Here is a 12,995-nt window from a genome sequence, read left to right as displayed (position 1 = left end):
GTCAGCCTTTCAGATCGGGAGCCAGATCGGCAAGCGTTGCAAGAATGTGCTTCAGGGTGTCGCGCAGCGGCGCGGCCTTCACGGGGTCAAAGGCGAAGGGCGGGGCCTCGGTCGCCAGATGGCTGGACTGGGCCAGTTCCATCTGGATGGCGTGGACGTTGTCGGCTGGACGGCCGTAATGGCGGGTGGTCCAGCCGCCCTTGAAGCGGCCGTTGACCGCCATGGTCCGCCCGGTTGCGCGGCAGATCGTCTCGACGGCGGACTGAATGCGGGGATCGCAGGTCGTGCCCCCGGCCGTCCCGATGTTGAAATCGGGCAGCGTGCCGTCGAACAGGAACGGGATCCGCGACCGGATCGAGTGGCAGTCATAGAGGATCGCGACCCCGTGCCGCGCACGCACGCGCGCGTTCTCGGCCGACAGGGCGGCGTGATAGGGCGCGTGGAAGCGGGCGGTGCGGTCCGCGATCTCCTGCGGGTCGGGTTCCCGGATCCAGATCGGCCGGCCGTCGAAATCGGTCAGCGGCACCAGCCCCGTGGTGTTCTGCCCCGGATAGAGGCTTTCATTGTCCGGACCACGGTTGGCGTCGATCGCGTAGCGGTGAAAGGTCGCGCGCACGGTCGTCGCGCCCGGCAGCAGCCCGGCGTAAAGCCGTTCGATATGCCAGTCGGTATCAGCCAGCAGCCGGCCCCGGTCGTTCAGCAGGGCCGCAATATCGTCGGGCAGCCAGGTGCCGACATGGGGCAGGCCCAGGATGACCGGGCCGTCCCCCTGTTCGACGATGACGGGATCGGGGGTCACAGCGCCACCCCGTCGATGCCCGCGGCGCGGACCAGGGTGCCGTCGCGCACCATCGCGGCCGCGGCTTCCAGGTCCGGGGCCAGATACCGGTCCTCGGCAATGGCCGGAACCCTGGCGCGCAAGGCATCCACCACCGCGCCCAGCCGGGCCGAGGTCCGCAGCGGCGCGCGGAAGTCGATGCCTTGGGCCGCGCAGATCGCCTCAACCCCCAGGATCACCGACAGGTTCGCGTTCATCCGCCCCAGCCGACGCGCGCCATGCGCCGCCATGGACACATGATCCTCCTGGTTGGCCGAGGTGGGCGTCGAATCGGTCGAGCAGGGATTGGCCAGATGCTTGTTCTCGCTCATCAGGGCGGCGGTGGTTACCTCGGCGATCATCAGGCCCGAATTCAGGCCCGGCGCCGGCGTCAGGAAGGGCGGCAGATCGTGGGAGAGCGTAGGGTCCACCATCAGCGCCACGCGGCGCTGCGCGATGGCGCCGATCTCGGCCAGGGCCAGGGCGATCTGGTCGGCGGCGAAGGCCACGGGTTCGGCGTGGAAGTTGCCGCCCGACACGATCCGCCCCTCGCCCAGGACCAGGGGGTTGTCGGTCACGGCATTGGCCTCGATCTGCAGGGTCCGGGCGGCGAAGCGCAGGATGTCCACCGCCGCGCCCGCGACCTGGGGCTGGCAGCGGATGCAATAGGGATCCTGGACGCGGCTGTCGTCCTCGCGGTGGCTTTCGCGGATCTCGGACCCCTCCATCAGGGCGCGCATCTGCCGGGCGACCTCGATCTGGCCGGCATGGCCGCGCAACTCGTGGATCTCAGGCTGCAAGGGCGCGGTCGAACCCATGATCGCGTCGGTGGACAGCGCTGCCGTCACCATGCAGGTCGCCGCATTCCTCCAGCCCTCGAACAGGCCGATCAGGGCCAGGGCGGTGGAGAACTGCGTGCCGTTGATCAGCGCCAGACCTTCCTTGGGTCCCAGCACCACCGGCGCCAGGCCCGCGCGCGACAGCGCCTCGGACCCCGGCAGGCGGTGGCCGTCGAACCAGGCCTCGCCATGGCCGATCATCGCGGCGGTCATGTGCGCCAGCGGGGCCAGGTCGCCGGATGCCCCGACCGATCCTTGCGCGGGCACGACCGGGATGACGCCGCGGGCCAGCATCGCCTCGATCAGGGCCACCACCTCCCACCGCACGCCGGACGCGCCGCGTCCGAGGCTCAGCAGCTTCAGGGCCATCATCAGGCGGGTGGCGGGGATATCAAGCGCCTCGCCCACGCCGCAGCAATGCGACAGGATCAGGTTGCGCTGCAAGGTCGCCGTGTCCTCGGCCGCGATCTTGACCGAGGCCAGCTTGCCGAAGCCGGTATTGACGCCATACACGGCCGCCGCGCCATTCGCCGCCGCGGCGATCTGCGCCGCCGCCGCCTCGATCCCCGGACGGGCGGCGGGATCCAGCCGCACGGCCCGGCTGTCGCGCCAGACGGTTTCCAGTTGCGCCAGCGTTGCAGCGCCGGGTTCAAGGATCAGGTCAGACAAATTTGCCTCCGACGATGCGGGCATGAAGGGGGTTGAAGCCGATGCGGTAGGCCAGCTCGGCCGGGTGGTCGATGTCCCAGACCGCCAGGTCGGCGCGCAGGCCGGGCATGATGGCGCCGCGGTCATCCAGGCCAAGCGCGCGGGCGGCATGAAGGGTGACGCCCGCCAGGCACTCCGAGGGCGTCATGCGGAACAGCGTGGCCCCCATGTTCATCGCCAGCAGCAGCGAAGTCATCGGAGAGGTGCCGGGATTGCAATCTGTCGCAAGCGCGATCGGCACGCCCGCCCGGCGCAGCGCCGCGACCGGCGGCAGCTTCGTTTCGCGCAGGGTATAGAAGGCGCCGGGCAGCAGGACCGCCACGGTGCCGGACGCGGCCATTGCCGCGATACCGTCGTCACCCAGGTATTCCAGGTGATCGGCCGAAAGCGCGCCATGCCGCGCCGCCAGGGCAGCGCCGCCCAGGTCCGACAGCTGTTCGGCATGCAGCTTGACCGGCAGCCCCAAGGTCGCGGCATGGTCGAAGACCTGCGCCATTTCCGCCGGTGAAAAGGCAATGCCCTCGCAGAAGCCGTCCACGGCATCGACCAGCCCCTCGGCATGGGCGCGGTCCATCCCGGCGATGACCACGTCGCGCAGATAGGCGGCGCGGTCCCGGGCATGTTCGGGGGGCAGGGCATGGGCCGCCAGCCACGTGGTGCGGACGCTTACCGGGCGGGCCTGCCCGATCCGGCGGGCCACGCGCAGCATCTTCAGTTCCGCCTCGACCTCCAGGCCGTAGCCTGACTTGATTTCCAGGGTCGTCACGCCCTCGGCCAGCAGGGCATCGACCCGGGGCAGGGCCTGGGCCAGCAGCGCGTCCTCCGAGGCGGCGCGGGTGTCGCGGACGCTGGACAGGATGCCGCCCCCGGCGCGGGCGATGTCCTCGTAGCTGGCGCCCTCCAGGCGCATCTCGAATTCGCGGGCGCGGTTGCCGCCAAAGACGACATGGGTATGGCAGTCGATCAGGCCGGGGGTCACGACGCGCCCGCCCCCATCGCGGCGCTCGGCGTCCCGATATTCGCCGGGCATGTCGGCGGCGCTGCCGACCCAGGCGATCATCGCGCCTTCGGTCACGACGACCGAGGGTTCGGACAGCGCGACCTGGCCCGTTCCCTTGTCGATGCTGGCGATCCTGACATTGCCGAGAACTTGCATCCGCACGCCGCTTTCGTTTGCACTTGCCGTTGGTCTATGTTTAAACATATATCTCTTCTATGTCTAAACGTATTTTGCGTCAAACGAAATGATGCGATGGGTGATGCGATGACCGTGCTTTGGGCGGAACGGGCCTTGCTGCCCGAAGGATGGGCGGAACACGTCCGGGTGGAGATTGGCCCCGACGGGAGGATCGGGCAGGTCCGGGCGGGCGCAGCCCCCGAAGGCCAGCGGGTCGGGCTGCTGCTGCCCGCGATGGCCAACCTGCATTCCCATGCCTTTCAGCGGGCCATGGCGGGGATGTCGGAATCGCGCGGACCTCATCCCCGCGACACTTTCTGGACCTGGCGGCAGATCATGTTCCGGTTTCTGGACCACCTGACGCCAGACGATGTCGAAGCCATCGCCGCCCTCGTGCAGATGGAGATGCTGGAAGCGGGCTTCGCCACCAATGTCGAATTCCATTACCTGCACCATCAGCCGGGCGGCACGCCCTATGCCAACCTGGCCGAGATGTCGGAACGCATCGCCGCCGCCGCCGCGCGCACCGGGATCGGCCTGACACTGCTGCCGGTCCATTACCAGTTCGGCGGCTGCGACGGTCGTCCGCTGGGTCCGGGGCAGGTTCGTTTCGGGACCGATCCAGACCTGTTCATCCGGCTGCTGGACGCGGCAGAAGGCGCGCTGCGTCCCCTGCCGCCTGACGCGGGCATCGGCGTCGCGCCCCATTCCCTGCGTGCGGTCAGCCCCGATGCGCTGCGACTGTGCGCGACCCTGCGCCCGGGGCGTCCGCTGCACATGCACCTGGCCGAACAGATTCCCGAGATCGAGGAGGTTCGGGCCGCCCATGGCCTGCGCCCCGTGGAATGGCTGATGGAAAATTGCGCTCCGGACCACCGGTGGACGCTGATCCACCTGACCCATATGACCCCGGATGAGACCCGTCGCCTTGCCGCGACCGGCGCCGTGGCGGGCCTGTGTCCCATCACCGAGGCCAGCCTGGGCGACGGCATCTTCAACGGCACGATCTGGCGCGAAGCGGGCGGACGGCTGGGATTTGGGTCGGACAGCAACATCCGCATCTCGCTGGTCGAGGAACTCCGCGCGCTGGAATACAGCCAGCGCCTGCGCGACACCGCCCGCGCCATCCTGGCGGAACCTTCGCGGTCCACGGGCCGGGTTCTGTATGACGCCGGGCTTGACGGTGGCGCCGCCGCCGCAGGGCGCGACACGGGCGCGATCCGCGAAAGCTTCTGGGCTGACCTTTGCGCCCTGGCCCTGGACACGCCGGTTCTGGCGGGGCGGCAAGGCGACCAGATGCTGGACAGCCTGATCTTCGCGGGCGGCGACGGGCTGATCCGCGACGTCTGGGCGGCGGGGCGCCATGTCGTGCGCGACGGCCGCCATCTGGACCGCGACAGGATCATCGCCGACTATATGACCTGCATCACCAGCCTGCAGGAGCGGATGTGAACGCCAGGACACCCGCGCCCACCCTGCCCAAGGCGCATCTGATCGCCTCCGAGGTGCGGCGCCGGATCCTCGACCGGGAATGGCGCCAGGGCGACCGCATCCCCGACGAGGCCGACCTGGCCGTCGAATTCGGCGCCGCGCGGGCGACGGTGAACAAGGCTCTGCAGGTGCTGGCAGACGAGGGCCTGCTGGACCGCAGGCGCCGGGCGGGCACAAGGGTTGCCGTGGATCCGGTCCGCAAGGCAACCCTGACGATCCCCATCGTGCGCGAGCAGATCGAAAGCGCGGGCATGGCCTATAGCCACCGCATTCTTGCCCTGCGCCGCAGCTCCTTGCCCGAAGCAGCCGCGCGCCGCATGGGGGTCAAGACCGGCACGGCCATGACCCATGTGCGCGCGGTCCATTACGGCGACGGCATCCCGTTCCAGTATGAGGACCGCTGGATCAACCCGCAGGCCGTCCAAGGCATGGACGGCGTGGATTTCCGGCATGTCAACGCCAATGAATGGCTGGTCCGCAACGCGCCTTATTCCCGCGCTGAGGTGACCTTTTCGGCGGCCAATGCCGATGCGCGCGATGCACGGATGTTGCAGGCCCAGCCGGGACAGGCGCTGCTGATCCTGCACCGCACCACTTGGAACGATGCCCACCCGATCACCACGGTCCGCATCGCCTGCACGCCCGGCCACCAGATCAGCGCCAGCGACTAGGACCCGCAGACAGGCGTCGGGATGTCGGCCATGGCCGCCGACAACGCCGACAGGAAGATGTCTTTTTCGCCGGAGCCGCAACCGCGACGCGCGGGTCTCCTCAGAACTTGTTGACGGGGATCTTCAGGTAGCTGTTGCCGTCGTCTTCCGGGGCGGGCAGGCGGCCGCCGCGCAGGTTGATCTGCAACGCAGCGAGGATCCGGTCGGGCAGGGGCAGGGTGGCGTCGCGGGTGTCGCGGGTGCGGATCCAGTCTTCGCGCCGGGTGCCGTCCTTGACGTGCTTGTTGCTGGCGCGGTGCCGGGCCACCGTCGCCTCCCACTGCGGCTCGTCGCGGCTGTCGGTGCCATAGTCGTGGCCCACGAACAGGCGCGTGTCGGGCGGCAGCGCCAGGATCGCCTGGATCGAATCCCACAGTTGCAGGGTGTCACCGCCGGGGAAGTCGGCGCGCGAGGTGCCAACGTCAGGCTGCATCAGCGTGTCATGGGTGAAGGCCGCGTCCCCGCAGACATAGGTGATCGAGCCCAGCGTATGGCCGGGCGACAGCATCACCCGCGCCTGCAGGTCGCCGATGCGGAAGGTCTCGCCAGCCGCGAACAGGTGGTCGAAATCGCGCGCCGGATCGAAGGCATCGGGCAGGTTGTAGAGCCCGGCCCAGAGTCTGGCGATGTCATGGACCTTGTCGCCGAGGGCCGTGGGCGCGCCGGTGCGGTCCTTCAGATGTGCCGAGGCCATCACATGGTCGGCATGAGGATGGGTATCCAGCACCCACTGAACGGTCAGCCCGTTCTGCTGCACCAGATCCAGCACCTGCTCCATGCTCTCGGTCGAGAAGCGGTAGTTCTTCGGGTCGAGGTTCCAGACCACGTCGATCAGCGCGGCCTGTTTCGTTACAGGATCGGCGCAGACATACTGGATCGAGCCGGTGTCGGGCTCGTATATGCCCCAGACATCGGGGCTTCCCGAGCCCGTCGAGGGCGAGTGGCGGACCACCCGCTCCTTCAGCTTGGACGTGCTCATGATGCCGCTCCTTTGCCTTGCGGATAACCGCCCGCCTTGACCCGGGCGCCCAGCCACAGACCCGCCAGCATCGCGGGCAGAAAGACCAGCGTGCCCGGCGCCAGCAGGGGCAGGGCGGTGAAGGCCGGGCCGGGGCAGAAGCCGCCGATCCCCCAGCCCATGCCGAACAGCGCCGCCCCGGTCAGCAAAGACGTGTCGATGGTGCGGTTCTTCGGAATGTCGAAGGTCCGGTCCAGCACCGGCGCCTTGCGCCGCCAGACCAGCCGATAGCCCACGAATGCGGTCAGCGTGGCCCCGCCCATCACGAAGGCCAGGCTCGGGTCCCAGGTTCCGGCCAGGTCCAGGAAGTTCAGCACCTTGGCCGGGTTGGCCATGCCCGAGATCACCAGCCCCAGCCCGAAGACCAGGCCGCTGAGAAAGCCCCACAGCACCCGCATCACGCACCCCCCAGGATATGTCGCAGCACGAAGACGGTGGCAAAGCCCGCCGCCATGAAGGTCGCGACCGCCGCCAAGGATCGGCCCGAGAGCCGCGCCAGACCGCAGACCCCGTGCCCCGAGGTGCAACCCGAGCCGATCGCCGTGCCCGTGCCGACCAGAAGCCCCGCCAGGGCCATGCCGGGCAGGTTGTCCGGAACCGTCTGCGCAACGGTCCCGCCCAGGGCCATCACCGCCAGCGGCGCCAGCACCAGCCCGACCAGAAAGGCCCACCGCCAGTCGCGGTCCTTCGCCGCGCCGGGAAGGCCAAGGGCGCCCTGCGCAATGCCGGCAATCCCGGCGATGCGGCCGAACAAGGCCATCACCATCACCGCGCTCAGCCCGATCAGCACGCCGCCAAACAGCGAAGCCCAGGGCGTGAAGGCGGTCTCGCTCCCGATCTCCATTGGTGTTCTCCTTCCTCAATGCAGCTTGCCCCAGCCGCCGTTCCAGCCTATATATTAAACATGTCTAAATCAGTCAATGCTAATATAATGAGTCTGGACAAAGCGACCCATGCCCTGCAGGAGCGCGCCGATCACGTGGCCGGGCGGCTGGCGCTTGTCGCCAATGCCAAGCGCCTCTTGATCCTGTGCGAGCTGACCAAGGGCGAACGCTCGGTCGGCGCGCTGCAGCAGGCCGTGGGCCTGAGCCAGTCGGCGCTGAGCCAGCATCTGGCGAAACTGCGCGAAGCCGGGATGGTCGACACCCGCCGCGAAAGCCAGACCATCTTCTACCGCATCAGCGACCCCGACCTGGAGGTGCTCATGGCCGCGCTTTATGAAGCCTTCTGCAAGGATCTGTAAGGCAGCCGGGGCCGTTCGGCCCCGCACGGGCCGGAGAGGTGATCCTGCCAGTGCTGCATTGTGAAGCTGGGCCCGTTCAGAAGGGATCGCGGGAATTCGGATCAGTCGCCAAGCCTTGAGGCGCTGTTGTTTTGAGTGGGTGAACTGCCGTTCTTGATCCGCCTCGGTGATGAGGCACACTCGGCCGATAAACATTTCTTGGCCGCGGTGATTCGACATGTGTCTGGCCTGCTTCACCCCTGACCCGGCGACCGGCAAGATACATTTCTGTCACTGCGGAAGTCCTCAGACGCTGGTCTTGATGCGCCGCCTTGAGGCCGACATTTCCCGCCGCCAGATGCTGGGCGGAATGGCGGCGGTCGTCGGCATGTTCGCGGGCTTCGGCCTTGCACCGCGACAGGCTCGGGGCCAGTCTCCGTCCCGGCCGGTGCTGTTGACGAACCTGCGTCTGTTCGACGGCGAAACCCTGTCGTTGCGCCAGGGGGTCGAGATCCTGGTGGAAGGCGGGCGGATCGCGGGGCTGCCCGCGCCGGGCCGGGGGCCCGCCGACGCGCAGCGCATCGACTGCGGTGGCCGGGTGGCGATCCCCGGCCTGATCGACACACACTGGCATACGACGCTGGCTTCGGTCAGCCAGATCGTCGCGATGACGCAGGACGTGGGCCTTCTGCACCTGATCGCGGGGCAAGAGGCAGGCGCGACACTCATGCGCGGCTTCACCACGGTGCGGGACGTGGGCGGCCCGGCCTTCGGGCTGAAGGCCGCGATCGACCGGTCGGTGGTGACGGGACCGCGCATCTTTCCGGCCGGGGCGATCATCTCGCAAACCTCGGGGCACGGAGATTTCCGCCTCCAGAACAGCCTGCCGATGATGCCGGGCGATCCGGCCGACCATGCCAGCCGGCAGGGCATGTCCGCGCTTGCCGACGGCGTTCCCGAGGTTCTGCGCCGCACCCGCGAACAGCTGATGAAAGGCGCCAGCCAGATCAAGATCACTGCGGGCGGCGGCGTCGCCTCGCAATACGACCCGCTGGAATCCCTTCAATTCACCGAAGCCGAGATGCGTGCGGCGGTCGATGCCGCCAACGACTGGGGCACCTATGTCTGCGCCCATGTCTATACCGCCCCCGGGATCCGGCGCTGCATCGCCGCGGGCGTGAAGTCGATCGAGCACGGCCAGCTGGCCGACGAGGATACCGTGCGCCTGATGGCGGATACCGATACCTGGTGGTCGATCCAGCCTTTCCTGGCCGACGAGGACGCGAACCAGTACACCGACCCCAAGGCGATCGCGGCCCAGCGTCAGGTGGCCGAGGGCACGGCGCGGGCCTTCGAATGGGCCGACAAGCACCGCGTCAACTGGGCCTTTGGCAGCGACATCCTGTATGGCGGGGGCGAAAGCCAGGGACGGCATCTGGCCAAGCTTGCGCGCTTCATGTCGCCGCTGTCGGCGCTGCACCGAGCGACTGGCGCGGCCGGCAGGCTGCTGACCCTGTCCGGGGCGCGTGCGCCCTATGACGGGCGGCTTGGGGTGATCGCCAACGGGGCCCTGGCCGATCTTCTGGTGATCGACGGGGATCCCGAAGAGGGGCTCGACTGGTTGGGCGATCCGGCAAGCCTGCGCCTGATCATGAAGGGGGGTAGGATATTCAAGGACGAGCTTTCGGAGGACACGGAATGATCGGCAAGCCTTTCCTGGCCGTCGCGGCCACCGTTATCGCATCATCCAGCGCCGCCCCTGCGCTGCCCGAGGAATGGCGCGCCCAGGTGACGCCCTAGGTCTGGGCGACCGGCCTTGGCGGCGACATCACCCCCTTCGCCGGCGCGCCGACCTTGTCCTTCGACAAGAGCTTTTCCGATGTGCTGGAGGATCTGGACGCGGCCTTCTTCCTGGCGGCCTATGCCCGCAAGGACCGCTTCGTCGTCCTGGGCGACCTCAGCTATGCCGCCAGTTCGAAATCGGGGCTGATCCCGCCCGGCCTGCCCGCCGAGGCGGAGCTGCGCCAGCGATCGCTGACACTGGCGGCGGGCTGGCGGGCCATCGACAGCGGCGGCCTGGCCTTGGACGTTCTGGGCGGCGTGCGCCCCTGGAAGATCAAGGCCGAGGTGTCGGTCGCGAACGGCGCGATCAGCCGGTCGGGCGACAAGGATTTCGTCGATCCGATCGTCGCGCTGCGGGCGAACTATACCCTGGCGCCTCGCTGGTCGGCCATCGCCTATGTCGATCACGGCGTGACCGGGATGGGATCGGAAAAGACCACGCAGGTCCTGGGCACCGTTAACTACCAGATGACGGATCAGGCGTATCTTTCCGTGGGCTACCGCAGGCTGGACGTGGATTACCGCAGCGGCGGTACGCGCGTGGACGCCACCATGGCAGGGCCGCTCCTGGGCCTGACCTGGCGGTTCTGAGGTCAAACTAATACGCACCGTCGATTGCGGGCCGAGTCGATGTCCGGCTTGCCGGCATGCTGCCTCGACGAAATCCGTCTGGTCAGGGATCAACTCGCGACCGGGGTTCACCCGATACTCGGGCCCACCGATGCCGCCGTTCCGATGCATGGAAATGCGGCAAGACAGGCATCCTCTCCCGGCGATGCCGTGGGATCGTGCCGCGCACCTGCTGCGGCGTCAGACTTCTTCCGCTGCATGCTCGAGCGCGGCGCGGTTGATGATCCGCAGACCGCCATATTCGGTGCGCACCGCATCGGTCTCGATCAGCGCCTTGAAGGCGCGGCGGAAGGCAGCGCGGCTCATGCCGGCCATGCGGCCCAGATCGTCCTGCGTCGCCCGGACCGACCCGTCGGGAGTTGCCAGCCTGAGCAGCATTCGCGCAAAGCGGGCCCGCGGCGTCAAGGACAGGACCTCCGCAAGGATTCGTACCGCAAGCGTGGAATTCGCGTGATTGAGCCGGAAGAAGCACGTCCAGTCTTCCGGGTACTCCGCCAGGCTGCGCCGCACCGCGCCGATCGGGATGCGGAAGACACGGGAGTCGGAGGCCGCCGACACGGTGATCGAGCGGGTCGTCCCGGCCAGCAGGGCCGAGTCCCCGATCCAGAAGCCGGGCCGGGCCCTGTAGATGGTCACTTCCTCGTCGCCCGTGATCGGGATCGATATGTCGAGCAGGCCCTCGGCCAGGCCGAAGATTGCATCCGGGGCATCGCCGATGGTGTAGAGAAGCTCGCCGCGCAGGACGGTCGTCCATCGGCCTGCCATCGCCATCCGGGTCTGGAAGGCCATGGGCTGCTCCGCCAGCCAGCCGATGGCAGGCCCGGGGCGCAAACCGTCGGAATATTTTTGCTTCGATTGCTGCATCCGTCGCAATCCCTTCTGCCGGGAGCGCCTAGGCTTCGGTCCAAGGTAGCACGGCCCCGCCTGCGGGCGTCATTGACCCAGATCAACCGGACCGCCGGGGCGGTGCGTCGTCGGCTGTCCTGCGCCGCAGCAGGGGATCCGGCAGGCCTTGGCGCTACGGGCAAGCGGCAGGGCGTCTCGAAGACAAGCGGGCCAGGCGGTCGCGACCCTGGGCTACCGGAACAACAGCCGCTGGTCGGTGCATGGCGAGGGGCGCCAGCTTTCGATCGGAAAGGAAATGGGCGGGCTTGATGTCGACCTCGGGGGGCCGGTGCTCGGCTTCAGCGCCCGTTTCCGACCTGGGAAGAACTGCCAGGGAGCAGGGTGAGGACGCTCTCGACGGCCCGCAAGAACAGGCGCGCGTCGTCACCCACGGTGAACATCGAAGCCAAGAGGGAGTTGGAACATGACCACAAGACGCCAGATCCTTGCGACCCTGCCCGTCACCGGCGCGGCCTTCGCGCTGTGCGGCCTTCCCTTCGACGAAGGCGCGGCCCATGCGCAGGAAGCGCGCGCGCCGCTCGAGGGCCATTTTCATCCCAGGGGCAAGGCACCGTCCGAACATACGCTGAAGGTTCTGGCCGAGGCGCGCACAAAGCTGCCCTTTGACGACACCCGCGACCTGGACGAGCAGGCGCGCGGCCTTGTCGCCCGCAGGGCCGACCCGCGGATCATGGCCGATGCCGGCAACGTCGCCTTCGACATCTCGGACTACGACTTCCTGAATGGCGAGGGGGACTTCGACAGCATCCATCCCTCGCTTCTGCGGATCGCGCGGCTCAACAACAACTTCGGCCTCTACGAGGTCATTCCCGGCATCTACCAGGTGCGGGGCTTCGACCTGTCGGACATGACCTTCGTGCGCGGCAAGACCGGCTGGATCGTGTTCGACACGATGACGACGACCGAGACGGCGCGGGCCGCCTGGGACCTGTTCCAGGAACATGTGGGCGAGGGTCTTCCCCTCACGGCGGTGATCTACTCGCACACGCATGGCGACCACTTCGGCGGCAGCCGGGGGATCATCTCGGACGAGGACCTGGCCGCCGGCCGCATCGAGGTGATCGCGCCCGCCGACTTCATGCAGTTCGCGATTTCGGAAAACGTCTTTGCCGGAAATGCCATGAACCGGCGCCTGTTCTATCAGTACGGCCTTCTGCTGCCCGTGGCCCCGCACGGCTTCGTCACCCAAGGGCTCGGCCACCGCGTCCCGGCGGGGGCCACCGGCCTTGTGCCGCCCACCCGCTTCGTGACCGAACCGATCGAGGAGCTGGAGGTCGATGGCGTGCGGATGATCTTCCAGAACACGCCCAACACCGAGGCCCCGCGGGAGATGAACACCTACATCCCCGACATGAAGGCGCTCTGGATGGCCGAGAACGTCACCGCCCAGTTCCACAACATCTACACGCTGCGCGGCGCGCTGGTGCGTGACGCGCTCAGCTGGTCGAAATACATCAACGAGGCGCTGTACCGGTTCGGGCAGGAGGCCGAGGTGATGTTCGCCTCGCACCACTGGCCCCGCTGGGGCAACGCGCGCATCCGCGAGGTGCTGCGCGATCAGCGCGACCTTTACGCCAACATCAACAACCAGGTGCTGCACCATGCCAACCAGGGCGTGACCATCAACCAGATCCA

At 68.0% G+C, this 12,995-nt stretch carries 13 protein-coding genes; 6 read left to right on the top strand and 7 right to left on the bottom strand.

The features are described 5' to 3' along the window. Position 1 precedes the first annotated feature (1 nt). The 3 genes from hutG to hutI are packed head-to-tail and all read right to left on the bottom strand — an operon-like array spanning position 2 to position 3,520. On the bottom strand, positions 2–799 hold the full coding sequence (gene hutG, locus OU682_RS18330) for an N-formylglutamate deformylase (protein ID WP_268943652.1): 798 nt from the start codon (positions 797–799) through the stop codon (positions 2–4). Then, positions 796–2,325 (bottom strand): histidine ammonia-lyase, encoded by a 1,530-nt coding sequence (gene hutH, locus OU682_RS18325; RefSeq protein ID WP_371832270.1) that lies wholly within the window; start codon positions 2,323–2,325, stop codon positions 796–798. Before hutH ends, hutG begins: the two co-directional genes overlap by 4 nt. Further along, the gene (hutI, locus tag OU682_RS18320; RefSeq protein WP_268943670.1) at positions 2,318–3,520 is read right to left on the bottom strand and encodes an imidazolonepropionase; all 1,203 of its coding nucleotides are present in this window, start codon (positions 3,518–3,520) and stop codon (positions 2,318–2,320) included. Before hutI ends, hutH begins: the two co-directional genes overlap by 8 nt. Positions 3,521–3,628: 108 nt before the next feature. Here hutI and OU682_RS18315 point away from each other — a divergent pair, with 108 nt between their 5' ends. Next, positions 3,629–4,993 (top strand): formimidoylglutamate deiminase, encoded by a 1,365-nt coding sequence (locus OU682_RS18315; protein ID WP_268943669.1) that lies wholly within the window; start codon positions 3,629–3,631, stop codon positions 4,991–4,993. Then, on the top strand, positions 4,990–5,703 hold the full coding sequence (gene hutC, locus OU682_RS18310; protein WP_268943651.1) for a histidine utilization transcriptional repressor HutC: 714 nt from the start codon (positions 4,990–4,992) through the stop codon (positions 5,701–5,703). Before OU682_RS18315 ends, hutC begins: the two co-directional genes overlap by 4 nt. 100 nt (positions 5,704–5,803) lie before the next feature. Here the strand turns inward: hutC and OU682_RS18305 are convergent, their stop codons facing one another. From OU682_RS18305 to OU682_RS18295, 3 genes are read right to left on the bottom strand one after another with little or no spacing between them, the layout of a single operon-like run. Then, positions 5,804–6,721 (bottom strand): MBL fold metallo-hydrolase, encoded by a 918-nt coding sequence (locus OU682_RS18305; RefSeq protein WP_268943650.1) that lies wholly within the window; start codon positions 6,719–6,721, stop codon positions 5,804–5,806. Then, the gene (locus OU682_RS18300) at positions 6,718–7,158 is read right to left on the bottom strand and encodes a DUF6691 family protein (RefSeq protein ID WP_268943649.1); all 441 of its coding nucleotides are present in this window, start codon (positions 7,156–7,158) and stop codon (positions 6,718–6,720) included. The genes OU682_RS18305 and OU682_RS18300 overlap by 4 nt, the downstream gene beginning before the upstream one ends. Next, a complete protein-coding gene (locus OU682_RS18295) occupies positions 7,158–7,604 on the bottom strand; it encodes a YeeE/YedE family protein (RefSeq protein WP_268943648.1) in 447 nt (148 codons plus the stop codon). Before OU682_RS18295 ends, OU682_RS18300 begins: the two co-directional genes overlap by 1 nt. Positions 7,605–7,691: 87 nt before the next feature. Here OU682_RS18295 and OU682_RS18290 point away from each other — a divergent pair, with 87 nt between their 5' ends. The 3 genes from OU682_RS18290 (at position 7,692) to OU682_RS18280 (ending at position 10,415) form a co-directional block, all read left to right on the top strand. Beyond that, positions 7,692–8,003 (top strand): ArsR/SmtB family transcription factor, encoded by a 312-nt coding sequence (locus OU682_RS18290; RefSeq protein ID WP_268943646.1) that lies wholly within the window; start codon positions 7,692–7,694, stop codon positions 8,001–8,003. 301 nt (positions 8,004–8,304) lie between these two features. Further along, positions 8,305–9,684, top strand: a complete 1,380-nt coding sequence (locus OU682_RS18285; protein ID WP_268943645.1) for a metal-dependent hydrolase family protein — start codon at positions 8,305–8,307, stop codon at positions 9,682–9,684. A 152-nt stretch (positions 9,685–9,836) separates the two neighbouring features. Further along, positions 9,837–10,415 (top strand): hypothetical protein, encoded by a 579-nt coding sequence (locus tag OU682_RS18280; RefSeq protein WP_268943644.1) that lies wholly within the window; start codon positions 9,837–9,839, stop codon positions 10,413–10,415. Positions 10,416–10,634: 219 nt separating this feature from the next. Here the strand turns inward: OU682_RS18280 and OU682_RS18275 are convergent, their stop codons facing one another. Then, on the bottom strand, positions 10,635–11,318 hold the full coding sequence (locus OU682_RS18275; RefSeq protein ID WP_268943643.1) for a Crp/Fnr family transcriptional regulator: 684 nt from the start codon (positions 11,316–11,318) through the stop codon (positions 10,635–10,637). Positions 11,319–11,763: 445 nt separating this feature from the next. Between OU682_RS18275 and OU682_RS18270 the strand changes: the two genes are divergently transcribed. Further along, positions 11,764–12,995 (top strand): alkyl/aryl-sulfatase (locus OU682_RS18270; RefSeq protein ID WP_268943641.1); only part of this gene is annotated, 1,232 nt, incomplete at its 3' end.

It is taken from the genome of Paracoccus benzoatiresistens, from assembly GCF_026913015.1.
GTDB lineage: Bacteria > Pseudomonadota > Alphaproteobacteria > Rhodobacterales > Rhodobacteraceae > Paracoccus > Paracoccus benzoatiresistens.
Note: the sequence above shows the minus strand (reverse complement) of the source record. Positions and strands in the feature narration are given on the sequence as shown.

Excerpts from the sequence above, each read along its gene's own strand:
- hutI (WP_268943670.1), bottom strand. The coding sequence starts at position 3,520 with ATGCAAGTTCTCGGCAATGTCAGGATCGCCAGCATCGACAAGGGAACG.
- OU682_RS18315 (WP_268943669.1), top strand. The coding sequence starts at position 3,629 with ATGACCGTGCTTTGGGCGGAACGGGCCTTGCTGCCCGAAGGATGGGCG.
- OU682_RS18305 (WP_268943650.1), bottom strand. The coding sequence starts at position 6,721 with ATGAGCACGTCCAAGCTGAAGGAGCGGGTGGTCCGCCACTCGCCCTCG.
- OU682_RS18300 (WP_268943649.1), bottom strand. The coding sequence starts at position 7,158 with ATGCGGGTGCTGTGGGGCTTTCTCAGCGGCCTGGTCTTCGGGCTGGGG.
- OU682_RS18295 (WP_268943648.1), bottom strand. The coding sequence starts at position 7,604 with ATGGAGATCGGGAGCGAGACCGCCTTCACGCCCTGGGCTTCGCTGTTT.
- OU682_RS18290 (WP_268943646.1), top strand. The coding sequence starts at position 7,692 with ATGAGTCTGGACAAAGCGACCCATGCCCTGCAGGAGCGCGCCGATCAC.
- OU682_RS18285 (WP_268943645.1), top strand. The coding sequence starts at position 8,305 with ATGCGCCGCCTTGAGGCCGACATTTCCCGCCGCCAGATGCTGGGCGGA.
- OU682_RS18275 (WP_268943643.1), bottom strand. The coding sequence starts at position 11,318 with ATGCAGCAATCGAAGCAAAAATATTCCGACGGTTTGCGCCCCGGGCCT.